General features: G+C 58.6%; 20 protein-coding genes and 1 pseudogene. 16 read left to right on the top strand and 5 right to left on the bottom strand.

What is annotated here, in order from left to right; genetic code table 11:
- Positions 1-12: 12 nt before the first annotated feature.
- The 5 genes and pseudogenes from ACVWSC_RS21760 (at position 13) to ACVWSC_RS21740 (ending at position 3,360) form a co-directional block, all read left to right on the top strand.
- Complete coding sequence (locus tag ACVWSC_RS21760) at positions 13-327, top strand: HNH endonuclease (RefSeq protein WP_442114353.1); 315 nt, start codon at positions 13-15, stop codon at positions 325-327.
- Positions 328-858, top strand: a complete 531-nt coding sequence (locus tag ACVWSC_RS21755; protein ID WP_476461712.1) for an SMI1/KNR4 family protein — start codon at positions 328-330, stop codon at positions 856-858.
- 287 nt (positions 859-1,145) lie between these two features.
- Positions 1,146-2,167 (top strand): annotated as a pseudogene (locus ACVWSC_RS21750) (type IV secretion protein Rhs); the annotation flags it as partial.
- A gap of 14 nt (positions 2,168-2,181) precedes the next feature.
- Positions 2,182-2,652, top strand: a complete 471-nt coding sequence (locus tag ACVWSC_RS21745; RefSeq protein ID WP_442109124.1) for an SMI1/KNR4 family protein — start codon at positions 2,182-2,184, stop codon at positions 2,650-2,652.
- A 258-nt stretch (positions 2,653-2,910) separates the two neighbouring features.
- Positions 2,911-3,360 carry a DUF6386 family protein gene (locus ACVWSC_RS21740; protein WP_442109123.1) on the top strand — a complete coding sequence of 150 codons (450 nt, stop codon included), beginning with the start codon at positions 2,911-2,913 and terminating at the stop codon, positions 3,358-3,360.
- A 199-nt stretch (positions 3,361-3,559) separates the two neighbouring features.
- Here the strand turns inward: ACVWSC_RS21740 and ACVWSC_RS21735 are convergent, their stop codons facing one another.
- Both ACVWSC_RS21735 and gliR read right to left on the bottom strand, forming a co-directional pair.
- Positions 3,560-3,961: an ACT domain-containing protein gene (locus ACVWSC_RS21735; protein WP_442109122.1), complete on the bottom strand. Its 402-nt coding sequence runs from the start codon at positions 3,959-3,961 to the stop codon at positions 3,560-3,562.
- Positions 3,962-4,106: 145 nt separating this feature from the next.
- Positions 4,107-5,132 carry an AraC family transcriptional regulator GliR gene (gene gliR, locus ACVWSC_RS21730; RefSeq protein ID WP_442109121.1) on the bottom strand — a complete coding sequence of 342 codons (1,026 nt, stop codon included), beginning with the start codon at positions 5,130-5,132 and terminating at the stop codon, positions 4,107-4,109.
- Between the two features lie 210 nt (positions 5,133-5,342).
- On the opposite strand from gliR, the gene ACVWSC_RS21725 reads away from it, so the two are divergent.
- The 6 genes from ACVWSC_RS21725 (at position 5,343) to ACVWSC_RS21700 (ending at position 15,060) form a co-directional block, all read left to right on the top strand.
- Positions 5,343-6,938 (top strand): FAD-binding oxidoreductase, encoded by a 1,596-nt coding sequence (locus ACVWSC_RS21725; protein ID WP_442109120.1) that lies wholly within the window; start codon positions 5,343-5,345, stop codon positions 6,936-6,938.
- A 4-nt stretch (positions 6,939-6,942) separates the two neighbouring features.
- A complete protein-coding gene (locus ACVWSC_RS21720) occupies positions 6,943-8,538 on the top strand; it encodes a glycerol-3-phosphate dehydrogenase/oxidase (RefSeq protein ID WP_442109119.1) in 1,596 nt (531 codons plus the stop codon).
- Between the two features lie 21 nt (positions 8,539-8,559).
- Complete coding sequence (locus tag ACVWSC_RS21715) at positions 8,560-10,128, top strand: FGGY-family carbohydrate kinase (protein ID WP_442109118.1); 1,569 nt, start codon at positions 8,560-8,562, stop codon at positions 10,126-10,128.
- Between the two features lie 189 nt (positions 10,129-10,317).
- Entirely contained in the window at positions 10,318-11,631 is a 1,314-nt protein-coding gene (locus ACVWSC_RS21710; protein WP_442109117.1) for a phospholipase C/P1 nuclease family protein, read from the top strand.
- A 50-nt stretch (positions 11,632-11,681) separates the two neighbouring features.
- Positions 11,682-13,637 carry a DUF1302 domain-containing protein gene (locus ACVWSC_RS21705; RefSeq protein WP_442109116.1) on the top strand — a complete coding sequence of 652 codons (1,956 nt, stop codon included), beginning with the start codon at positions 11,682-11,684 and terminating at the stop codon, positions 13,635-13,637.
- A 49-nt stretch (positions 13,638-13,686) separates the two neighbouring features.
- On the top strand, positions 13,687-15,060 hold the full coding sequence (locus tag ACVWSC_RS21700) for a DUF1329 domain-containing protein (RefSeq protein ID WP_442109115.1): 1,374 nt from the start codon (positions 13,687-13,689) through the stop codon (positions 15,058-15,060).
- A gap of 55 nt (positions 15,061-15,115) precedes the next feature.
- Here the strand turns inward: ACVWSC_RS21700 and ACVWSC_RS21695 are convergent, their stop codons facing one another.
- On the bottom strand, positions 15,116-16,450 hold the full coding sequence (locus tag ACVWSC_RS21695; protein ID WP_442109114.1) for a delta-60 repeat domain-containing protein: 1,335 nt from the start codon (positions 16,448-16,450) through the stop codon (positions 15,116-15,118).
- Positions 16,451-16,867: 417 nt separating this feature from the next.
- Between ACVWSC_RS21695 and ACVWSC_RS21690 the strand changes: the two genes are divergently transcribed.
- Together ACVWSC_RS21690 and ACVWSC_RS21685 are read left to right on the top strand one after the other, a co-directional pair.
- Positions 16,868-18,310, top strand: coding sequence for an alanine/glycine:cation symporter family protein (locus tag ACVWSC_RS21690; protein ID WP_442109113.1), 1,443 nt, complete (start codon positions 16,868-16,870; stop codon positions 18,308-18,310).
- A 129-nt stretch (positions 18,311-18,439) separates the two neighbouring features.
- Positions 18,440-19,336, top strand: coding sequence for a LysR substrate-binding domain-containing protein (locus ACVWSC_RS21685; protein ID WP_442109112.1), 897 nt, complete (start codon positions 18,440-18,442; stop codon positions 19,334-19,336).
- 1 nt (position 19,337) lies between these two features.
- Here ACVWSC_RS21685 and ACVWSC_RS21680 read toward each other — a convergent pair whose 3' ends face one another.
- Positions 19,338-20,738, bottom strand: coding sequence for an amino acid permease (locus ACVWSC_RS21680; RefSeq protein ID WP_442109111.1), 1,401 nt, complete (start codon positions 20,736-20,738; stop codon positions 19,338-19,340).
- Between the two features lie 205 nt (positions 20,739-20,943).
- Between ACVWSC_RS21680 and ACVWSC_RS21675 the strand changes: the two genes are divergently transcribed.
- Positions 20,944-21,747: a phytanoyl-CoA dioxygenase family protein gene (locus tag ACVWSC_RS21675; protein WP_442109110.1), complete on the top strand. Its 804-nt coding sequence runs from the start codon at positions 20,944-20,946 to the stop codon at positions 21,745-21,747.
- 81 nt (positions 21,748-21,828) lie between these two features.
- Here ACVWSC_RS21675 and ACVWSC_RS21670 read toward each other — a convergent pair whose 3' ends face one another.
- Positions 21,829-22,056: an HP1242/YdcH family protein gene (locus ACVWSC_RS21670; protein ID WP_442109109.1), complete on the bottom strand. Its 228-nt coding sequence runs from the start codon at positions 22,054-22,056 to the stop codon at positions 21,829-21,831.
- Positions 22,057-22,171: 115 nt separating this feature from the next.
- Between ACVWSC_RS21670 and ACVWSC_RS21665 the strand changes: the two genes are divergently transcribed.
- The gene (locus tag ACVWSC_RS21665; RefSeq protein WP_442109108.1) at positions 22,172-22,537 is read left to right on the top strand and encodes a 5-carboxymethyl-2-hydroxymuconate Delta-isomerase; all 366 of its coding nucleotides are present in this window, start codon (positions 22,172-22,174) and stop codon (positions 22,535-22,537) included.
- A 169-nt stretch (positions 22,538-22,706) separates the two neighbouring features.
- Positions 22,707-24,344, top strand: a complete 1,638-nt coding sequence (locus tag ACVWSC_RS21660) for a phosphoethanolamine transferase (protein ID WP_442114352.1) — start codon at positions 22,707-22,709, stop codon at positions 24,342-24,344.
- The last annotated feature ends 26 nt before the right edge of the window (positions 24,345-24,370 follow it).

Here is a 24,370-nt window from a genome sequence, read left to right as displayed (position 1 = left end):
GGGTCGGTTCACATGGAAGTTGAAGGTCGTACTTGGGTTTATCAAGACTGGGAAGGTAATATCGTAAGGTATCCTGAAGGTCATCCGGATTTCACACCGTATCAACGGCAGCAGGTCGATGTCCCTGACCTGAAAGGGAATCATGGTAAGAACCCTGGTGGCGATTTCGGTAAGTCGGATGCTCTTGCACCTAAAGGAAAGGCTGATTATTCAAAGAACACTTGGCATCACCATGAAAATATGAAGACGATGCAAGAGGTCCCTAAAAAGATACATAACAGATTTACCCACTCCGGTGGTGTCAAAAATATGAAGACTTCTTGTTAATTGGGTGAAATTATGCCGATTGTATATAAAGCTGGCCTAAGTGATTCTGAGATAAATGCAGTTGAGTCTGCGCTGAAAGTAGTGCTGCCTGATAGCTATAGGCAGTTGCTAAAGCGTATGAACGGTTTTTATTTGACTGAGCCAGATTTCGGTCAATTGCCGTTGCCAGCCATTGATGAGGGTGTTATCAGCTTTGACCGACTTTTCGGGGTCGTTCCGGAGGAGGAGTGTAACGACTTGGTTAGTTTCAATAGTGAATTTATTGACGAGTTGAGTTTCATAAAAGGCGTGTTTGCCATTGGCGAGGATGGGGGTGGGAATCCCTACGTACTGATAAGTGAGCCCGGCCGGGAAGGTGTTTATTACTGGGATCGAACTCACTTGCATGAGGGCGATTCAGTTAATAAATATGACATCGCAGAGCAGGGTGAGTGTGGTCACCTGTATTTGGTAGCAAAAGATATTGATGGGTTGTTCGATACGCTCGTCTCCTCCCTTGGTGGAGATGTGGCTATGATTGAGGAAGCGTGATTTTTACGGGTTTCGTTAAAATCAGCTTGCGACAAGATTTGCTTGAGTCTGGAAAGTGTACCTGCGTCGTCTGCCGCTAATTTGTGGGGCTGGGAATTAATTGTATAGTTTGCGGGTTAAGTTGGTTGGTTAATCTGGAAGTTGGTTTTTTTGATTGATGGTCGCGGTTGGATATGTTTTTTTACGTATCGAGTGCGGCTGATCTTTAAAAATTGGAGTAATTCAGTGAGGCGACTTTCGCCTCATTTTTTTTGTCATAAAGTCCACCTCAGGCTTGATATCTAGCTGGCCGCCAACTCGTAATAAAATTGGACGAACACGGCAACATGGTCGGCCTGAGCTTGCCGGACGGCAACCAGCTCAGCTTCACCTACGACGAATTCGCCCGCCTGCTGGAAGAGCGCGACCCGCTCGGTCGCAAGACCACCTACGAATACCACCACCTGACCCGGCTGGTGACGAAAGTCACCTACCCGGATGGCAGCACCTGGCAGGCGCGCTACGACGACAAGGGCAACCTGCTTGCCGAAACCGATGCCTTGGGGAACCTGACCGAATACCTCAACGGCGACGATGGCCTGCCGCACACCATCATCGACGCGACCTACAAGTCCAAATACCTGTGGTGGAACACCCTGGCGCAAGTCGAGCGCTATCAGGACTGCTCGGGCAAAAGTACCTACTACCGCTACGACGAACGCCAGCACCTGGTCGCCGTCACCGACGCGCTGAACCAGACCACCACACTGGAGCGCAAACCCGACGGCGAAGTACTGCGCATCGACTACCCGGACGGCAGCGCGGAAACCTTCGCCTACAACGTCTACGGCCAGGTGCTCAGCCACACCGACGGTAAGGGCCAGACCACCCGCCTGCTACGCACCGCTCGCGGGCTGCCGAGCAGCCGGCAGGATGCCAAAGGCCAGCGGGTGCGTTACGAATACGACAAGGCCCTGCGCCTGACCGCGTTGGTCAACGAGAACAGCGCCACCTACAGCTTTGCTTACGATCAGTCGGCTCAGCGACGAAGTGCGAGTCACGGCAGTGACCACCTGCACCAGCTGAACTTGGGCGGCCAAGTGATTAGCGATATGGGGCGTGATGACCTGCACCGCGAGATGTATCGGACTCAGGGGAAACTTATCAGTTGCTTTGGTTACGACGCGATGTGGCGCAAACGTGGCCGTCCGCGTCAATGCTGCCTGCCGACAACTTTTCAAAGATGCATAACACTGGCGTTAACACGTTGCTACAGGTGGAACATGCCTACAACCTAGAACGCCGCCATTACCAATACGATTTCGCGGGTTAACTGGTACGCATATGAGCTATATTGAAAAGCTGGAGTTGAAAATTAATGCGAGCGGAGAGGATCCTGCATTTTCTGGTGGTGCAACCGATGAAGTGATAAGGGAGTTCGAAAAGGCGTTGGGTGTAAAGTTTCCTGAGTCATATGTTGAGTTTCTCAAGAAATATGGAGCCTTATCATTTGCAGGTGATACCTATTATGGGATTACCAAGGGCGGTGTTGATGCAGTAGCTATCCCTAGTGTTGCCTTTGCCACAAAAAGTGCTCGTGCAGATGGTGATGCAGACGATTCGATGATTGTAGTTAAAGCTTCAGGGTATGGTCCAATTTACTCAATAGATACCTCGGTCATCGGTGAGTCTGGGGAACCTGTTATAGTAGAAACGAAACCCTCCTTCAAGCGGACAAAAGAGAAAAATATTATTTATCATAGTTTTCAAGGGTTTTTTAGCGATATGGTTGGTCAAGCAATCAAAGAGCTATAATTGGTTAGTCAGGTTTCTCGATGCGCAAAGAGTTGGTTGTGATCTGCTTAAAAAACCGGTTGCAGTGGCCTGGCGAAAGACCGCAAGGTCAGCCATTTATACTGGTGCTCAATGTATGCGATAGGCGTGCCTAAGTGTCAAGGAGATTAGTTGAAAGCCCAGGTTTGTAAAGGATCAATCCTGTTGATTTGATTGTTGGTGGGTGGGTTGGTTGGAAATTCGGAAATGTTATTTTTGAGATGATTTTTGGAGTGATATATGAATCAAGGGTTTTCTGTGGTTACTGATACTGCGACTTTGGTTGTGTTTGATCTTCAAGCAATACAGCATCGAATAGATGATACATGTGATTGGTGGAGTATTCAGGTTGATGAGCTTTTAGAGATGAACGAGGGCAATATTGCTTTTTTGAATGTGGGGGGAGATGGTAGGTATCAAGTAAAGATACAGGAGGATTTGCTTAGGGAGTTTGGTGGTGTTTATTTGAAATTTCCTTCTGGGCGCGTTTTCATTGGTGCAGGGGAGGATGCTACTGGAGGGGGGTTAGAGCCTGATGGGTCAGATGCAATTCAAGGAGTGTTTCTCGATTTTGAAATAGGTAGCTATTATATGAAATACAAGGTTGAAGGAGAGGCAATCTGTTTGGCGTTCTCGCCTTCTACTAGGTCCTATAACGAATTTGCAAGTCCGGTAAGGTTCACAGTTTAACCTCTGCTGAGGTGCGGCTTTCTGAAGTGGATATAAGATTGTTGCTTGCAAGAGGGCGCTAGGCGGAAAGTTATAGAGGGTTGATGTCCCCAGTAAAATTGCCCTGGCCGAAGAGCCCCCGACTGGTTCAAGTAACACCCTGCACTAATAGCCAACCCGGTGCGCGTAGCGCCAGCAAGCTTGTAGGGTGTGAGGCAGGTTATCCCGCAGCCCGCGACAACCCCTCCAGCACCGACATAGCCTTCTGAGCGTCATCAACGCCCACAAACACGTGGTCGTGGTAGTACGCAGCAATCACGTTGCAACTGATCCCGGCATTGCCCAGGGCTGCAGAGAAGGCGGCGGTCAATCCCACTGCATCCAGTGCCGAGTGGATGGTCAGGGTAATCCACGCCGCGACGAAGTCGTATTTCAATCCCAGTGCATCGGCGCGGCTGCGTTCGACGATCAGCGTCAGGCCTTCCTGCTCGCGGAAGCTACCGATGATCTGCTCGGGAGCAAGCCCTGAAAAGTCTGTAACGCTGCAGAACACATATTCGCCCTGGTTGAGGTGAGGGCTCATGCCTTGCAGTAACGCGGATATGGATTTTTCGCCAGCCATCGATCAGCTCCAGTACAGGTAAGTGGGGTAGTCTGCCGTGCCTGGCGCTATTAGTTGAATGAATACTCGTAATTGTTGATTAGAGAAAGTGATGAGTCTGCGCGCTGCTGCAGTAGCAAAAGCGCTAGCGCTGGCAGCGCTTTGCTTAGCCGGTCGGTTCCCGGTAGGTCTGGCGAAACTCGCCCGGTGGTATGCCGCGCCAGCTTTTGAAGGTGCGGTGGAACGAGCGCGGTTCGGTGAAGCCCAGGTACTGGGCGATGTCCTGGATCGGTAAGGTGCTGTGCAGCAGGTAGTGTTCGGCCAGTTCCTGGCGCAGGCTGTCGAGGATCTGCTGGTAAGAGGTGTTGGCCTGGTGCAACTGGCGTTGCAGGGTGCGTACTGAGATGGCGAAGTGTTCTGCCACTTGTTCTTTGCGTGGCAGGCCTTCTTTGAGCAGTTGACGCAAAACGTTTTTCACGCGTTGCTCCAGCGACGCATCTTCCAGGCTGGCCATCAGGCTCAGGGCGTGTTCTTCGAGGGTGCGCAGCAGGTGCGCGTCGGCCTGGCGCAACGGCAGTTGCAGGTAGGGCAGCGGCACAATCAGTGCCGAGTAGGGCTGGTCGAACAGCACCGGGCAGTCGAAGAACTGCTCGTATTGAGCCGCTTCGGTGTCTGCTGGCTGCGCATGTTCAAGCCATACCGCCGCCGGTGACAGTTGGGTGTCGGCGATCCAGCGCGCATATTGCAGCCACGAGCCCAGCACGTTTTCCACCAGGTGGCGGCGGATGCGCGGGCGCTGGTGGCGGCAGTTCCAGATCAGGTGTACCTGCTCACCCTGCAGTTCGGCGCGGCTCACGCCCATGTCCCCAACCAGTTTCTCGAACGGCATGATGCGGTTCATGGCATCGCCCAGGGTGGCGCAGTTCATGGTGATGTAGCCCAGCACGCTCCAGGAGTTGGGCAGCACGAAGCGCGCCGAGTTGAGCCCAAACAACGGGTCGCCGGAGTGTTCGCAGAAGTAGTCGAGCAGGTGCTCGTGGACTTCGCCCGGCAGCCGCAGGCTGTTGTCGCTCAGGTGTTCGGCCTGCAAACCGGCCACTGCTAGCGCCGGTTCAATGGCAACGCCCAGCTGTTCAGCATGACGCACGTACTTGAGCAGGGGCGGCAGCGAGGTGTAGCCGAGGGAGTGCATGATCGGGTTCCTTTGATCGGGGCCGGCTGGCGCAGCGGTAAGCCCTGCAAGGTAAGTTGAAAGCGCCGCCAAAGTAAATGGCTGCAGGCGTGTGCGGGTTGGCTCAATTGGCTACTTCGGCTGGCCGGATGCGACCGTGACAGCTTGGAGCAACTGGCTACTATAGGCGCCATAACTGTAACCAAATAAGAACCATAAAAGGACACGTGCATGCGACGCTGGAACGGCTGGGGGGATGCAACTACGGTGGTCGAGCTGCCGGCCCAGGGCGCGGGGTTTCTCGCCGCGCGGGTGGGGGCTGGCGCGGCGTTGCCCGATGCTTCGCTGGATACGGCCCTGGCTCGCGTTCCGGCGTCGCGCCTGGCCGCGCACCCGTTGTACAGCGTAGAGACCCACGATCGCCTGCTGCATGCCCGTGGCCAGAGCCTGCCGGACTGGCTGGCGTTGCGTGAAGGGCGGCTGGGCACTTACCCCGATGCGGTGGCGTTTCCACAGAGTGCCGAACAGGTACGCGAGTTGCTGGCATTGGCTGAGGCGCAGAACCTGTGCCTGATTCCTTACGGTGGCGGTACCTCGGTTGCCGGGCACATCAACCCGCCGACTTCCACGCGCCCGGTGCTGACGGTCTCACTGGCGCGGATGAACCGCTTGCTCGATCTTGACGAGCAGAGCCTGCTGGCCACCTTTGGCCCCGGCGCCACCGGGCCGCAAGTGGAAAGCCAGTTGCGCGCCCGCGGTTATACCCTTGGCCATTTTCCGCAGTCGTGGGAGCTGTCGACCCTGGGCGGTTGGGTGGCCAGTCGCTCCAGTGGTCAGCAGTCGTTGCGCTATGGGCGGATCGAGCAATTGTTTGCCGGCGGCACCCTGGAAACCTTCGCCGGCCCCCTGGAGATCGCCAGCTTTCCGGCCTCGGCCGCCGGGCCTGACCTGCGCGAAGTGGTGCTTGGCAGTGAGGGCCGCTTCGGGATCATTTCCGAGGTCAAGGTACGGGTTTGCGCGCTGCCTGCCGATGAGCGTTTTTACGGGGTGTTCCTGCCGGACTGGAAGCGTGCCCTGCAAGCCATCCGCGAGCTGGCCCAGGCGCGTGTGCCGCTGTCGATGCTGCGCTTGTCGAATACGGTGGAAACCGAGACCCAACTGGCCCTGGCCGGGCACCCACAGCAGATCGCCTGGCTGGAGAAGTACCTGGCCCTGCGTGGTGCTGGCGCGGGGAAGTGCCTGCTGACCTTCGGCGTTACCGGCAACCGTCAGCAGAATGCCCTGTCGCTGCGTCAGGCGCGCAAGCATTTGAAGGCGTTCGGCGGGGTGTTCACTGGTACGTTGCTGGGCAAGAAGTGGGCACAGAATCGCTTTCGGTTTCCCTACCTGCGCGAGAACCTGTGGAACGCCGGTTATGTGGTCGACACGCTGGAAACGGCCACCGACTGGAGCAACGTCGACAACCTGCTCACGCGTATCGAAAGCAGCTTGCGTGATGGCCTGGCCGCAGAGGGCGAGCGGGTGCATGTGTTCACTCATTTGTCGCACGTGTATGGCGAAGGCTCGAGTATCTACACCACCTATGTGTTCCGCCCGGCTGAGAGTTATGCGGCGACCCTGGCGCGTTGGCAGGCACTCAAGCATGCGGCCAGCCAGACCATCGTCGACAACCACGGCACCATCAGCCACCAGCATGGCGTGGGCAAAGACCATGCCCCTTACCTGTTGCGCGAGAAAGGCGCATTGACGCTGGATGCCCTGCAGGTACTCAGCCAGCACTTCGACCCGGCCGGGCGTTTGAATCCCGGCACCCTGTTGCAGGAGTGACGGCATGAGCCAGGACTGGAATGCCGCGTGGCGTCAGCAGGTGCTGCCAACCCTGGCGGCTGAAACCTGGGACTTGATCGTCATTGGTGGCGGTATCAGTGGCGCCGGGATTCTGCGCGAAGCCGCGCGGCGTGGCTGGCGCTGCCTGTTGCTGGAGCAGCGCGACTTTGCCTGGGGCACCTCCAGCCGATCGTCGAAGATGGTCCATGGCGGCTTGCGCTATATCGCCAAGGGCCAATGGCGCCTGACCCGCGACTCGGTGCACGAGCGCCAGCGCCTGCTCGATGAGGCGCCGGGGCTGGTGGAGCCGGCGAGCTTCTTGATGCCGCACTACCGCGGTGGTTTTCCCGGGCCGCGTGTGTTCGGTGGGCTGTTGAGCGTGTACGACGCCCTGGCCGGACGGCGCAATCATCGCTTTCACAACGCGCAGCAGCTGAGTTTTCTGGCGCCGGGGTTGAAGCAAGAGAAGCTGTTGGGTGGCACCTGTTTTGTCGATGCCCTGACCGACGACGCGCGCCTGGTCATGCGTGTGCTGGCCGAAGCACGCGCCGATGGCGCACTGGCGCTCAATGGCATGCGTGTTCAGCAACTGCTGCGTGAAAACGGCCGGGTGTGTGGCGTACAAGTTGAAGACATTGAGCGCGGTGAGTCGCTGCAACTGCAGTGCCGCGCCCTGGCGGTGGCGACCGGCGCCTGGGCCGAACGCCTGCGCCCGAGCGACGCGCCCCATCAATTGCGACCGCTGCGTGGCAGCCATCTGGTGTTGCCTGGCTGGCGTTTGCCGGTGGCGCAGGCTTTTACCTTTTTACACGCCCGCGACCGGCGGCCGGTGTTTGTATTTCCCTGGGAAGGGGCCACGGTGGTCGGCACCACCGACCTCGATCACCAGGAGGATCTCGACCACAGCGCCAGCATCAGCGGCGAAGAACTCGATTACCTGTTGGCTGCCTGTGCCCAGCAGTTTCCCCAGGCCGAGGTGGTTGCCAGCGATGTGCTGTCGACCTGGTCGGGTGTTCGCCCGGTGGTCGGCAGTGCGCAGGGTGGGCAGCAGGGCAGCCCGTCCAATGAAACTCGTGAGCATGTGCTGTGGCAGGAACCCGGTTGCGTGACCCTCGCCGGTGGCAAGCTGACCACCTTCCGACCCCAGGCGCTGGAAGTGCTCAAGGTGTGCGCGCAGATGCTCGGGCGCGAGCTCAGCGACGACGGCGCGGCGGTGTTTGCGCCGGTGCCCGCGTTGCCGATTCCCGCCCTCAGCAGCAGCCAGTGGCGTCGCGTGTCCGGGCGTTATGGCCGCGATCTGCCACGCTTGGCGTTGTTGCTGGAGCAACTGGGCTGCGCCACGGTCGGTGCCAGCAACACGCTGTGGGCGGAGTTGGCATTGGCCTGCGACACCGAACTGGTGCTGCACCTGGATGATCTGTTGCTGCGCCGCACCCGCATCGGCCTGCTGCTGGCGCAAGGGGCGCAGGCGTATCTGCCGGCCATTCGCCAGTTGTGTCAGTCACGCCTGGGCTGGGACGACCTACGCTGGGAAACGGAAGAGCAGCGCTATCGGGATCTGTGGCAACGCCATCATGGCTTGCCGGACGCCACACATTGATTGCCCCTTGAAGAGAGCTCCATGGATAACGATAAGAACAAGCGCTACCTGCTGGCAATCGACAATGGCACCCAGAGCGTGCGCGCGTTGTTGTTCGATTTGCAGGGCAACCTGTTGGGCAAGGGCAAGGTCGAGCTGCAGGCCTACACCTCGGCTCATCCCGGCTGGGCCGAGCAGGAACCGGATTACTACTGGGCCAAACTGGGGGAAGCCTGCCAGTTGCTGTGGCAGCAAACCAATGTTGATCGCTCGCAGATTGCCGGTGTGTCGCTGACCACCCAGCGCGGCACGGTGATCAACGTCGACGCCCAGGGCAATGCGCTGCGCCCGGCGATTCTCTGGCTCGATCAGCGTCAGGCCGAGGTCGAGGGCGGGATCAAGGGACCGTGGGGCTGGTTGTTCAAACTGGTCGGGGCGCAGGCCACCGTGGATTATTTCCGCGCCCAGGCCGAGGCCAACTGGATCGCCCAACAGCAGCCAGAGGTATGGGCGGCGACCGACAAATTTTTGCTGCTCTCGGGGTTTCTCACCCATCGTCTGTGCGGCCGTTTCGTTGACTCGGTGGGCTGCTGTGTCGGCTACCTGCCATTCGATTTCAAACGCCTGCGCTGGGCCGCGCCCAAAGACTGGAAGTGGCAGGCGCTGGCTGTGCGTGCGGAGCAATTGCCGAGCTTGCTCAAACCGGGGGAAACCCTGGGGCACATCAGTGCCGAAGCGAGCCGGGTGACCGGCATTCCCGAGGGCATTCCGTTGATTGCGGCGGGTGCCGATAAAGCCTGTGAGGTGCTGGGTGCCGGGGTGGTGGATGCCTCTACGGTGTGTCTGTCTTATGGCACCACGGCGACGATTACCACGACGCGCTCGCGCTACCTGGAGATCGTGCCGTTGATTCCACCGTATCCGGCGTCGATTCCGGATCAGTACAACTGCGAAGTGATGATCTACCGCGGCTATTGGATGGTCAGTTGGTTCAAGCACGAGTTCGGTCTGCGGGAAATGCAGCAGGCCAAAGAGCAGGGGCTGGAGCCGGAGCAACTGTTCGATGAGCTGGTTAATGCGGTGCCGCCCGGGTCCATGGGGCTGATGCTGCAACCTTACTGGTCGCCGGGCATTCGTGAGCCGGGCATGGAAGCCAAAGGCGCGATGATTGGCTTTGGCGATGTGCACACCCGTGCGCATATCTACCGGGCGATCCTGGAAGGGTTGGCCTATGCCCTGCGTCAGGGCAAGGACAAACTCGAGAAGCGCTCGAAGCAGTCGATCAACCGTTTGCGGGTTGCCGGTGGTGGCTCGCAAAGCGACGCGGCGATGCAACTGACGGCGGATATTTTCGGCCTGCCGGCAGAGCGTCCGCATGTGTATGAAGCCTCTGGCCTGGGCGCGGCGATTTGTTGTGCGGTGGGGCTGGGCTTGTACGCCGACTTTTCTACGGCGATTGCGGCGATGACCCGTGTCGGTGCGGTGTTCCAGCCGCAGCCTGAAGCGCAGCAGGTGTATGAGCGGTTGTACAACGAGGTGTACCTGCGCATGTACCGTCGGCTCAAGCCGCTGTACCAGAGTATCCGGCAGATCACCGGCTACCCGGCCTAGGCCCTTTGTAGGAGCGGGCTTGCCCCGCGATTGCGGTCTGTCTGGTACATCGCTTCGCGGGGCAAGCCCGCTCCCACAGAGGCTGCTTGTGGCGCTATTGGAGAGTTTTTTTGGCGACATCGGACAGTGTCAGGGGCAGGGCCGGTTGTTAGGCTCAGCCCTCAAGCACTTCCTATAAGAACAAAAGCAATGAAGCTGAAAACTCTCCTGCTGCTGTGCAGCATCGCGCCGTCCGCCTGGGGTTGGTCGAACCATACGGTAGGCAGTTATCTCGCCTTGCAGAACCTGCCCGCTTTGCGCGATGCGCCGCTGGTAGAAGTCGAGCCGCTGGAGCAGTTTCTCACTCAGCAGTACCCGGCCATCGTGCAACTGCTGGACGAACAGGAGCGCTTCGCTCGTCAGCATTTCACCCAGTACCCGCCACGCCCCGATGCGCTGAAACTGCCCGCCGAAGCAGGGAGCAATCCGCGTCAGGCGTTTCTCATGGCCCTGCGTATCAACCCGCAGATCCACCTGGCCATGGTTATCCAGCCGTTGTCCGGGCAGGACCAACCGCAGCGTACACACCTCAAGGCCGAGCAGGTGATGGTCGAGCAGACCCTATCACCCTGGAATCAGCAGCGTTTTATCGCCCTGGCCAATGGCGAAAAAGTGGCACCCCTGGCGGTGCTGGCCAGCGCCGCCGACGAGCCGGATTACGGTCACGACATCAATCTGTTCAGTGACAACCAGGGTGAGGTGGCGGCGCTGTATGGCTTCGGCCCGCAGCCATTCGGTGATGAGCGCTTCCAGTACAGCTCGCAGGCACCGTTCCATATGGGCTTTTTTCACGAAAACCCGGTGGTGTATGCCGCCGCCGGTTTTCTGGAGCGCAGCTGGCCAGATTGGCGCGCTTACCAGTACCTGGGCCTGGCGCGCCTGGCCTTCGATACTGGCCATCCTTACTGGGGCTACCGCTTTCTCGGTTGGGGCCTGCACCACGTCCAAGACCTGACCCAGCCGTATCACGCCAAACCGCTGCCCGGGGTGGGGTTGCTGAGCATGCTGCTGATGGAAGGCAAGGCCCTGGCTGGCGATGACAGCGATAAGCGCGAAGCCATCGAACAGGCCGCCACGCGCCACATGGAGGTGGAGAAGTATCAGGCCGCCTGGCTCTCCCGCCTGCTGCGCAGTGCTCAACCGCTGCATCCGATGATCCAGGCCTATGTCGACACCGCGCAAGACGCCGACTACCCCGCGTATTCAGTGGACTACCTGCGCGAGGTGGTCAGCGCGCAGTCGGCCGACGCCGGGGCGGCGTTCGATGAGGCCATTGGTCAATGGCTGGCCAGCGCGCCGGCCACCAGCAGTTTCAGTGCGGGTAATCAGCTGCAGCGCGAACACTACGACCACCCGCCAATGAACCAGCAACTGTTTGCCTTGCTCGGGCATTTCGGTGCGCACAGCCGCATCTATGTCGGAGCCGGGCTGGCGCCATCGGTTGTTGGCAACGCAGCGCCGTAGCCGCTGACCAGACACAAAAACAACAAGATCTGCAAAGGGAGGAACACACCATGGGGATTCGATTACGCCAATCCGGCGCAGTGATATCCGGGGTAGGGCTGGCAGGGCTGTTGCAGCTGTTCGCCGTCGAAGGGGCACAGGCGGTCGAGTTCAAGTTGCTCGACAACCAGGTCACCGGCTCGCTCGACACCACCTTGTCTTACGGCCGCTTGTGGCGGGTGCAGGGGCGGGACAAAAGCAACGATGACATCAACACCAACGACGGTAACCGTAACTTCGATACCGGGTTGGTTTCCGAGGTGTACAAGATCACCTCGGAGCTGGAAGCCAACTACCAGAACTACGGTGTGTTCATGCGCGGTACCGCGTTCTACGACACCCAGTTGATGGACAAACGCAACGACTACTACCGCAACAACAGCCCGTCGCAGCCAAGCCAGAGCTACCCCAACGACGACCATTTCACCGACGAGACTCGCGACATCGCCGGCAGCCGCATCGAGATGCTCGACGCCTATGTCTATGGCAGTTGGGATGTAGCGCAGATGCCGTTGACCGCGCGTGTGGGACGCCAGGTGTTCAACTGGGGCGAAGGCATGTTCTATCGCGGCGGCATCAACACCACCAACCCGGTGGACGCGGCGAAGTTCCGCTTGCCGGGTGCTGAGGTCAAAGAGGTGCTGATGCCGGTGGAGGCGGTGAGTTTCAACATCGGCCTGACCGACAACCTGACGATGGAGAGCTTCTACCAGACCAACTGGAAAGAAACCCGCATCGACCCGGTCGGCACGTTCTATTCGCAGACCGACCTGTTTGCCGATGGTGGCAACACCGCCTACAACGACTTCAGCGGCACCGCGCTGGACTCGCCAGTGCCGGGTTTCGGCAACGTCATCAACGTCTACGAAGCCCTGGGTAACGACCCGTTCTTCCGTCAGGTGCTGGGCAGCACCGGCTTGTATGCCAACGGTGTGACACCCGCCTTTGGCAATACGCTGAAGGTGGCAACCATCGGCAAAGACATCAACGCCCGCAACGACGGCCAGTTCGGTTTTGCTTTCCGCTACATCGCTGAAGAGCTCAACAGCACCGAGTTCGGCCTGTACATGGTCAACTACCACGCCAAGGAACCGACCATCTCGGCAGATCTGGGCGGTTATCAGGGCATCGACATGAACGCCCTGGCCAATATGCTGGCCGGTGTGGCGGGCAGCCAGGCCGGAGCGCTGGCGGGTGGTCTGGCCACTGCCGACGTCATGGGCAACATCCAGGCCCATCGGCGTTACGCCGAAGACATCCGCATGTACGGCTTCAGTTTCAACACCACCGTCGGCCAGGCCTCGGTGTTCGGTGAGCTGGCGTACCGGCCCAACCTGCCGATCGGCATCGCGGCCACCAACGATTTGATCGGCGACCTGGCCAATGGCGCTGCTGCCGCTGCCGCCGGGCAAACCATCAACGTCGGCGGGCAGAGGGTTCAGCTCGACAGTCAGATCAACAACGCCGAACGGGTGGAAGCCTTCAACGCATCCTTGGGCACGATCTACAGCTTCGGCCCGGGGCTGTCGTTTGACTCGATCTACGGCGTCTTCGAAGTGGCGTCCGAGCACTTGCGCGGCAGCAGCCTGCATTACACCGCCTATGACGGTAGCAGCCGTTATTACGCCGGTAGCGGCAATACCTCGTACGTGTCTGGTGGTGATCGTGGGGATCAGGTCAACCGCAATTCCTACAGCTACACGGCGATGCTCAACGCCACCTGGAACGATGTCTACGCCGGGGTCAACCTCTCGCCCTACATCGTTTACAAGGATGACTTCGAGGGCAACAGCTACCAGGCCGGCAACACCATCGAGGGCCGCAAGGCGTACAGCCTCGGGGTCAAGGCCAACTACCAGAACAAGTTCGAAGCAGAACTGCAGTACACCGAGTTCTATGGCGGTGGCCAGAACAACGGCATTCGCGACCGTGACAACGTCGGCTTCAACCTCAAGTACTTCCTGTAAGCGCTCAGCCCCCAAGGCCTGAGGCTCGGTTTCAACTCGGAGAATGTTTATGCTGCACACACCACGATTGCTCAAGACCAGCCTGGCATTGGTTCTGAGCCTGGCGGCTGGCACGGCGCTGGCGGCGGTTTCGCCCCAGCAGGCCGAACAACTGAAAACCACCTTGACGCCGATGGGCGCCGAGCGTGCCGGTAACGCTGCCGGCACCATCCCCGCCTGGGACGGCGGTATCACCCAGGCGCCGGCCGGTTATGTGCCGGGCAAGCACCATGTTGACCCGTTTGCCGCAGACCAGCCGTTGTTCACCATTACCAAGGCCAATCTGGAGCAATACAAAGACCAGTTGAGTGCCGGGCAGATCGCCCTGTTCAACAGCTACCCCGACACCTTCCAGATGCCGGTCTACCCTAGCCGCCGTTCCGGTGCAGCACCGCAGTGGCTGTACGACAACACCTTCAAGAACGCCACCTCGGCCAAGTTGCTCGAAGGCGGCAATGGCTTCAGCGACGCCTACGGCGGTGTGCCGTTCCCGATCCCCAAAGATGGCGTAGAGGCGTTGTGGAACCATATCACCCGCTACCGCGGCATTTATGTGGTGCGGCGGGCATCTGAAGCACCGGTGCAGCGCAATGGCAGCTTCGCCCTGGTGACCTCGCAACAGGAAGGGATGTTCAACTACTACCGCCCGGGCGGGCAGTTTGCTGATCTGAAAAACATCCTGTTCTACTACCTGACCTTCGTGAAAAGCCCGGCGCGACTGGCCGGTGGCGCGACGCTGGTGCATGAGACCCTCGACCAGGTCGCCGACCCACGCCAGGCCTGGATCTACGACGCCGGTCAACGCCGTGTGCGGCGCGCCCCGAACCTGGCGTACGACGTGCCGATCGCCTCGTCCGACGGCCTGCGTACGGCGGATGACACCGACCTGTTCAACGGCTCGCCAGACCGTTATGACTGGAAGCTGGTGGGCAAGAAAGAAATCTACATTCCGTACAACAACTACAAAGTATCAAGCCCTGAAGTGAAGTACGCCGATCTGCTCATGCCTGGGCATCTGAACCCCAAGCACACTCGTTATGAGTTGCACCGGGTGTGGGTCGTCGAAGGCACGCTGAAAAGTGGCGCGCGGCATATCTACTCCAAGCGCGTGCTGTTTCTCGACGAAGATAGCTGGGGGGCGGCCCTGGTTGATCAGTATGACGGCCGTGGGCAGTTGTGGCGGGTGTCGATGGGCTACCTGAAAAACTTCTACGACCTGCCTACCACCTGGAGTTCGCTGGACGTGTTCCATGACTTGCAGGCGCGGCGTTACTACGTGCAGAACCTGGACAACGAAGAGCCACAAACCGTGGACTTCTCCCAGCCGATACCTGAAGACGCCTACTTCATGCCGTCGGCGTTGCGCCAGCGCGGTACGCGGTAAAGGTGAGGGCACCGTTCATCGCGGCCCCCTCCCGCGATGAACGGCTAGCCGAGGCTCAATCAAGGATTTTCAGCATGACTTCATAGAAGGGGGCAGCGCCTTGCACGGGAAACAGTGACAGCACGTGTATTTTATTGTCGGTCACGAACAGGTCGTTGGCGGCAGCATAGTAGGGGGCTCCGTCATAAAATCCACCTTCGCCGAACGTCTCGTCGAGCTCACCGGAAGGTAGCAATCGCACCACATTCAGAGCGCTGTCGGGTGGCGGAAGATACTGGGTGCCTGCCAATACAATTCGCCCTTGTGCGTCGAACTGTGCGTGATCGAGTTTTAAGCCACTGCCAAGTCTCAGTGCCTCACCGGCGTTGAAGGTTTCGTCGATTGAACCGTCCAGGCGGTAGCAGTAAACAGTTGAAGGTTCATCCACATCGTATTGAGTCCCTTCGGAAACGATAACTCGATTGTTTTTTACGCCCATGCCGTAGCGCTTGCTGTACGAGCTGGGAAGCACTACTTGACCTTCACCGTTGGCAAACGTTTCGTCGGGCAGGCCGTTGTCGAAGTAGCGGCGCAGCACAACGTTACGGGTGTCTTGCGTGCGTGCCAGCAACAGAAAACCGCCGTCATTCAGAAAAACAGCGCGATGCAACTCAAGCGGTTCACCCCAGGCATCAGTGAGTGGCATCTGGTACTTGTCACGGTTGTTGCCTAACCCCGCAGCCAATTGACCTGTTTGTGGCGACAGCAGTGCTATCCAGGTGGAAGTCGACTCATTATCATCTATGTCAGAGATGAACTGTGGATAGATCACCCGGATTGTATTGTTGATAAGTGCAATGGGGCGCCTGGTCCAGTAAAGCAGCGCGCGGGTAGAACTATAGTGGCTGCACTGTGAGCGTAGCATTTTGTTGCTGAGAATTTCCCAAGGTGCTCCTGGGTGTGGGTAAGCAAAGCCTCTGTAACCAAAGTCCGGGACGGCTCTGAAGTCTTCATCGAAGCGCCCTACTGCAAAGTATTCCAGATAAGTGCCTTTCTTATAGTTGAAGTAGACCGGCGCCGAAACAGTCAGGTAGTTAGTTTCGCTGCCGATTTCAACTGAGTTCAGGGTTTTAAACGCGAACAGGCCGTCGGGCTCATTCGGATCGCCTGTTGGTTCTGGCGGTACATGCCCGGTAACCTCATCCCACTCGCCGTTCGCCAGCAGTCGAGTGAACAGCGGGTTTTCATCGCTGGGTTCATCGGCGAGGTATCCACAAAATGCGCTGACCCCGTTTGCGTCTACGCACTGGGTGAGTGTCTGCAGGGTTTCCGTATCCGGATTACGAGGTGGCGTTGCAGGAATTGGGGCGGCGCCATTGTTGCCATACTCAGGGTCCAATTGTCCGGCCATGTTGATCACCTCAAGTCGTGGGTGAACACGAGGCTACCGTCTGCCGCGATTGCTCGATACTGATAGAAATGTCAGGTGACCAGAGCATTGCCGTTGGTTAATGCTTGCGGCTTCTACGAGGTGTTGAGGCGCTGCAAATGCCTCATCGCCGATGGCGGCGACGGGATCTGCTATCATGTCGGCCTTCATCACAATCGCCAACTCACCTGTCCGTGCAGGTTGGTCGATTCGGGCGTTGACGCTCGATAGCGTTCGTCACCAAGCCGGTGATGCCTAAACAGGTTGTTGAAACTGCGGGCTACTGCCTTGGCTACAGGCTTCGCACATTTAAGTAAGCCCGAGTCGCTCTCGACGTCGGTAGCTTTACAGACTGAGCAGGGCCCTTAACCGGCCCTGCGCTTTATTTGGGAACAGACAATGACCGCCGTGATCAACGCACTTAATACCTTCTTCTGGGGGTATGTTCTGATCTATGGCCTGCTGGCTGCAGGTATCTTCTTCACTGTCCGCTTGGGCTTTATCCAGTTTCGCCATTTGCCCGAGTTCTTTCGCTCGGTGCTGCGCGCACCTGCCAATGATGCATCGGGCATTACCCCGTTCCAGGCGTTGTGTACCAGCCTGGCCTCGCGGGTCGGTACCGGTAACCTGGCCGGTGTCGCCGTGGCCATTACCCTCGGTGGCCCGGGCGCAGTGTTCTGGATGTGGGTGGTCGCTTCGTTGGGCATGGCTACGGCCTATGCCGAAAGCACCCTGGCGCAGTTGTACAAAGTCCGTAACAGCAACGGTGAGTATCGCGGTGGCCCGGCGTTCTACATTGCCCGGGGGCTGAATGCGCCGTGGGCTGCGGTGATTTTTTCGGTGTGCCTGATCATTGCCTTTGGCCTGGTGTTTGGTGCGGTGCAGGCCAACTCGATTGCCGATGCCACCCTTGGCGCGTTTGGCGTGCCGAAGTTGACCACCGGCGTGGTGGTTGCCGTGCTGGCCGGGTTGGTGATTTTCGGTGGCATCAAGAAGATTGCCCGTATTGCCGAATGGATCGTGCCGTTCATGGCGGGCGCCTACCTGTTGGTTGCGGTGTACGTGATCGTCACCAACATCAGCGAAGTGCCTGGCGTGCTGATGCTGATCGTCAAGAGCGCCTTCGGCCTTGAGTCGGCAGTCGGCGGTGTGGCCGGGGCATTGCTCAACGGCGTCAAGCGCGGGCTGTTCTCCAACGAAGCGGGCATGGGCTCGGCGCCGAACATCGCGGCGGTCGCCACCCCCAATCCGCATCACCCTTCCTCGCAAGGCTTTGTGCAAGCGTTGGGCGTGTTCATCGACACACTGCTGATCTGCACCGCCACAGCCATCATGATCTTGCTTTCCGGTGTGGTGCCTGGCCCTGACATGACCGGCACGCCGCTGACTCAGGCGGCCATGAACGAGCACATCGGCTGGGCTGGGCAGTACTTCATCGCCATCGCGATCTTCTTCTTTGCCTTCACCTCCATCATTGGTAACTACACCTATGCCGAAAACGCCATGGTGTACCTGAAGCTGAACACCCGGCTGGGCCTGACCGTGCTGCGTACTGCTGCGCTGTTGATGGTGGTCTGGGGTGCTTACGAAAGTGTCGCTACCGTATTCGATGCGGCTGACGCGGCCATGGGCCTGATGGCGACTATCAACCTGATTGCGATCTGCTTGCTGTCGGGTGTAGTGATCAAGCTGACCCGCGACTACTTTGCCCAGAACGCGGTAGGTACGCCGGAGTTCAACGCCAAGGACTACCCGGAGCTTGAAGGCAAGATCGACGCAGAAATCTGGGGCAGCGCGCACAGCAGCGAGCCGCCGCAGGAAGCGGTAAAAGAACGCGTGTAATTAAATGGACTCGCCCCGCGAGGCGGTGTGAGAGACGGACCGCTATCGCGGGGCAAGCCCGCTCCTACCGGGTTGCGGGCAAACCCGCCATAATGCCCCGACTGTGCAAGCAACTGTCGGGGCGCTGCGATGATTGGTTTCACCTTGCGTCAATTGGAGTACTTCGTTGCCGCTGCCGAGCAAGGTAGCGTCAGCGCAGCGGCGCGCGCCAAGCACATCTCCCAACCCTCGGTGTCGCTGGCGTTGTCGCAGCTGGAAGCGACCCTCGGCGAAAAACTCTTTCACCGTCAGGTCAGCCGCGGCCTGGAGCTGACCCCGACGGGGCGCACGCTGCTGGAGCAGGCACGGGAGATGCTCAACCTGGCCACGGCAATCAGTGGCCGCAGCGAGGAACAACCCGCTGTGCGCGGTGCCTTGAGCCTGATCTGTTTCCAGGACCTGGGCCCTTACTACGCACCACGTCTGCTCAGCGGCTTTCGCCTGCGCTATCCCGAAGTCACCATCACCCTGTTCGAAGCCGACCTGGCCGAAGTCAACCGCCGACTCAGCGATGGTAAGGCCGAGCTGGCACTGACCTACGATGTCGGCCTGGATTCACCAATCGAGAAACGTGTATTGGCGCAATTGGCGCCGTATGCGCTGCTGCCTGCCGATCACCCGTTGGCGTCGCAGGAGAAGGTTTCGCTGGTCGATCTGGCCGCCGAGTGCCTGATCCTCGAAGACATCGCCAGAACCCGCGAGTATTTCCTCTCATTGTTCTGGGCCCACGATCTGCAACCCGCAGCAACACAGCTGACCCAGACCTTCGAGATGCAGCGCGGGCTGGTCGCCCATGGTTATGGCGTGGCGTTGTCGTGCACGCGGCCGGTGGGGGATTGCAGTTACGACGGCAAACCACTGGCCTGTCGGCCGCTGCTCGAAAGCGTCAGCCCTCAGCCAGTGGTGTTGGCCCAGTCCAGCGCCATGCGCCCGTCTGCGGCGGCGCAGGCGTTTCTCGACTGGGCGAGCGAGCAGTTCGCGGTCTGACTTAACTCGCCGGATCAGCCGCGGGCGCCAGGGCTTTGCCTTTGCGCGCCAGGCACAGCCAGTAGCCGAGCGATAGCAGCAACAACCAGCCGATACCGACATACAGGGCCATGCGGGTATCCGGGAACCAGGCCAGAACGCCGAAGATGAACAGCATGAACAGCGCCGCACAAGCCGGGCCTACCGGCCACAGCGGCACCGGGAAGTGCAGTTTGGCCACTTCGTCAGCGCGCATGCCACGGCGCATGACCATCTGCGACAGCAGGATCATCAGCCACACCCAAACGATCGAGAAGGTCACTACCGCCGCCAGGATCAGGAACAGGTTTTCTGGTGCCAGGTAGTTGAGCAGCACCCCGAACAACAGGGCAATCGCCATCACCACCACGGTCATCCACGGTACGCCAAAGCGTGACAGGCGAGAGAAACTGGCCGGTGCCTGGCCGTTCTGGGCCATGCCGTACATCATGCGTCCGGCACTGAAAATATCGCTGTTGATCGCTGACACCGCCGCTGAAATCACCACGATGTTCAACAAGGTTGCCGCTGACTCGATGCCCAGGCCGCTGAAGATCTGCACGAAGGGGCTACCTTCGCTGCCGATCCGGGTCCAGGGGTAAATCGACATCAGCACGAACAGGGTGAACACGTAGAACAGCAGAATGCGCAGCGGCACCGAGTTGATGGCTTTCGGGATGACCCGCTGCGGGTCGCGGGCTTCACCGGCGGTAATGCCGATCATCTCCACGCCACCGAAGGCAAACATCACTACGGTGAACGAGGCGATCATGCCGCCCACACCATTGGGAAAGAAGCCACCGTAGCTCCACAGGTTACTGACCGTGGCCACTGTCTCGCCCGAGCCGCCCAACTGGATGCCGAACATCAGCACTGCGGCACCGGCAAGGATCATCGACACAATCGCGGTGACCTTCAGCAGCGACAGCCAGAACTCCAGTTCGCCAAACACTTTGACGCTACACAGGTTCAAGGCACCGATGAAAAACACGATGCCCAATACCCAGATCCAGCGGGGTGTTTCCGGGAACCAGAAGCCCATGTAAACGCCGAACGCGGTGACGTCTGCCAGGCACACCACCAGCATTGAGAAGGCATAACTCCAACCGGTCAAAAAGCCGGGAAAGCGGCCCAGGTACTGGCTTGCGTATTGGCCGAACGAGCCCGACACCGGATTGCGCACGGCCATCTCGCCCAAGGCGCGCATCATCATGTAAATGGCCGCCCCGCCAATCAAGTACGCCAGCAGCACCGAAGGCCCTGCCAGTTTGATCGCCGAAGCGGAACCATAGAAAAGCCCGGTGCCAATTGCAGAACCGAGCGCCATAAAGCGGATATGACGGGTGCTCAAACCCCGCCGCAGGACGGTGTTGTGATCGTTCATCCCAGGTAACTCCTCATTGTTCTTATTGTTCAGTGGCAAGGCGCCGAAGGAGACAGGCAGGGTTATTAACCGGCCAATTGCCGGGCCTGACAATAAGGCGGGCCATACAGAATGCTGATAGTGGCGAATAGGCAAAGTGTCGTTTACCGGGCCAAGAACGGCGTCCAATACTTTTGTTCACTACAACAAGAGAGGACTGCCCCCGATGAAAGCCGATATCGAACAGTTTCAACGTGATGGAGCGATCGTGTTACGCGGTGTATTCAGCGACTGGATCGAGCGCTTGCGTGAAGGTTTCGAACAGAATCTCGCGGACCCCAGCGCCTTTGCCATCGAGAACGTCGGCAGCGGTGAAGGCGGGCGCTTCTTTGAAGACTATTGCAACTGGCAGCGCATTCCGGCCTTCACCGATTTCGTGCTTCGTTCTCCAGCTGCGGCGATTGCCGGTGAACTGATGCAATCGCGTGAAGTGCAGGTGTTCCATGAGCATATTCTGGTCAAGGAGCCTGGCACCTCCAAACCGACGCCCTGGCACCAGGACTTACCCTACTACTGTGTCGATGGCCTGCAGACCGCCAGCTACTGGATTCCGCTGGATCCGGTCACCCGCCACAACACCCTGAGCGTGGTGCTGGGGTCGCATCGTTGGCCCAAGCCAGTGCGGCCGAAAAGCTGGGCCAGCAACAAGGATTTTTATGGTGCTACCGATGCCGGCTCCGGTGAAAGCCTGTTCATGGACATGCCGGATGTGGAGAACGGCGAGTATGAGATTCTCTCGCCGGAGCTTGAGCCTGGGGATGCGGTGGTGTTCGATTTTCGCACCGTGCACGGCGCTGCCGGTAACGCTGGGAGTAATCGTCGGCGGGCGTTTTCAACACGCTTTATGGGGGATGACGTGCGCTACATTCAGCGCCCGGGGCGCACTTCGCCACCGTTTCCGGGGATTGGCCTGAGCACCGGCGAGCGTATGCGTGAAGATTGGTTCCCAGTCGTCTGGACCCGGCCCTGACGCACGTAGGAGGGGGCTTGCCCCGCGATAGCGTGGTACCTGACAAACCGCTATCGCGGGGCAAGCCCGCTCCTACAGGTGTTACGGTTTCAGGTGGGACACTATTTCGTCCTTGATCAGCAGGCGTTTTTTTCGCAGCAACGTGACTTGATCATCACTGGCGCTGCTGGATTCTGCCTTGAGCACTTCGGCATCGATGGCGTTGTACTTGTCGTGCAGCTCGCTTAACCGTGAATCGGTTTTCTTCTTGGCGTCGAACTCATCTTTTTTGATGTTCAAGTCTGCGAGCAGATCGTGCTTGGTCGGCATTTCTTCACCTCTCGGGGGTTGGGGTGGAAGTCATGAACTATGAGAATAGCCGTGTTTGTCGGGTTCCGTGGTTGAGGTAGTCTGTTGCAACATTTCTGAGCCCAAGGCCCCTGCAATGCCTCATCTACACGTGGAATACAGCGAAAACCTGCCTGCGCTGGACGTCGACCGCCTGTTGTTGCGCCTGAACCATGCCCTGGTTGGCAGCGGTCAGTTCGCCGATGAGCTGGATATCAAAAGCCGTGCGGTGGCGCTGGCCCATTACCGGGTGGGCACGGCGATGAGCGCGCGGGCCTTCGCCCATATCAAGCTGGCGATCCTCAGCGGCCGCTCTGCCGAGGTGAAGCGACAATTGTCAGCGAGCCTGCTGGCGGTGCTCCACGAGGAGGTGCCGGGCACGGCGGGGGTGGATATCCAGCTGTGTGTCGAGGTGCTGGATATTGATCGGGACTCTTATTCAAAACTACACCTGCCGGGTTAGTGCTGCGTGCATAACTAATGTGAAAAAAATGTAATGATTAAATAGACGCCAGCCCACTAAATGTTGGCGTCTTTTTCACAAAAAATTCATACCGCTCTAATTAACGTTCGCTTGGTCTGAGAAGTGCGCTGCAACGGCGCGTTTACCGAATAATTACCAAGCGAGCATCATCTTGAAGATCAAACCACTGCGGGCCGAATGGGTTACGTTGCTTGCCAGTCTGTACCTGCTTGTTGCCTACAACTCGGTACTCTGGAGTCACTTGTCCAGCGTTGTTGAACCTGGTGTCTCAGGTGTCCTGCTGCGTCTGGCCTTTGCAGTATTGATCTTCTGCGCATTCAACCTGGTGCTGACCTTCGTGGCGTTTCGCCGGGTGCTGAAGCCGGTGTTGGTGGTGTTGTTTGTGGCCGGTGCGGGCGCGGCTTATTTCATGAATCAATACGGTGTATTGATTGATGTGGGCATGTTGCGAAATACCGCTGAAACTAATCCGGCGGAAGTGCGTGATTTACTCTCGTTAAAATTAGGTGTTTATATTTTGTTGTTGGGTGTCGTGCCGTCCTTGTTGTTGTACAAGACACCGATCAAATTTCGCGTCTGGTACCGTGAGCTGTTTGGTAAGTTCGTTGCGAGTATTGCCTGCGTGGCGTTGTTGGGTGTAGTGGCGTTGCTCAACTATCAGGGGCTGGCTTCGCTGTTTCGCAACCATCATGAAATTCGCCTGATGCTGGTGCCAAGTAATGTGGTCGGCGCCTCTTTCGGTTATGTCGGTGAACAGCTCGGCACGGCGACCAAGCCGTTTGTCAAAATCGGCGAGGACGCCCAGCGTGACCCAGCCTGGCAACAACACACCCGCAAGTCGCTGACGGTACTGGTGGTGGGCGAGAGCGCACGGGCCCAGAACTTTGGTTTGTTGGGCTACAGCCGTGACACCACGCCGCAATTGAGCAAGGAGCAAGGGCTGATTGCGTTCAGTGATTTCCACTCCTGCGGTACCGAAACAGCGGTGTCGGTGCCGTGCATGTTCTCTGGTTTCACCCGTGACGAATACAAAGCCAGCAAGGCCAAGAGCCAGGAAGGCTTGCTTGATGTACTGCAGCGCGCCGGCCTGAGTGTGCATTGGCGTGACAATCAGTCTGGCTGCAAGGGCACCTGCGACCGGGTGCAATTCGAAGATGTCAGCAATACCAAGGATTCACCGCTGTGCACCGACAGCGAATGCCATGACGAGATCCTGTTGCAAGGACTGGCTTCGATGATCGACAACTTGCAACAAGACACCGTGTTGGTGCTGCACCAGATGGGCAGCCATGGTCCGGAATACTTCAAGCGCTACCCGATGCAATTTGAGCGTTTTACTCCGGTGTGCCTGAGCAACGCGCTGAACCAATGCAGCGAGCAAAGCATTATCAATGCCTACGACAACACCCTGGTCTACACCGACCATGTGCTGGCGTCGCTGATTGATATCCTGCGCAGCAAGCAAGACAAGGTCGATACCGCCATGCTTTACCTGTCTGACCATGGCGAGTCGCTGGGGGAATACAACCTGTTCCTGCATGGCACGCCTTATATGCTGGCGCCGGAGCAGCAGAAGCATGTACCGATGCTGGCCTGGTTTTCTGACAGTTATCGCCAGGATTTCGCTGTTGATACCGATTGTCTGAACGAGGAGCGTGACCAACCCCTGAGCCAGGACAATCTGTTCCATTCCATGCTCGGTCTGTTGCAGGTGCGTACGGCGGTCTACGATCAACAATTAGACATGTTCGCTCGTTGCCGGCCGACGCTTCAGAAGCGGGCCTGACCCGTTATGCGAGGTGGCTGACTACC

Source organism: Pseudomonas sp. NUPR-002 (assembly GCF_056322725.1).
The sequence above is the reverse complement of the archived record's forward strand: the minus strand, read 5'-3'. Positions and strand labels throughout refer to the sequence as shown.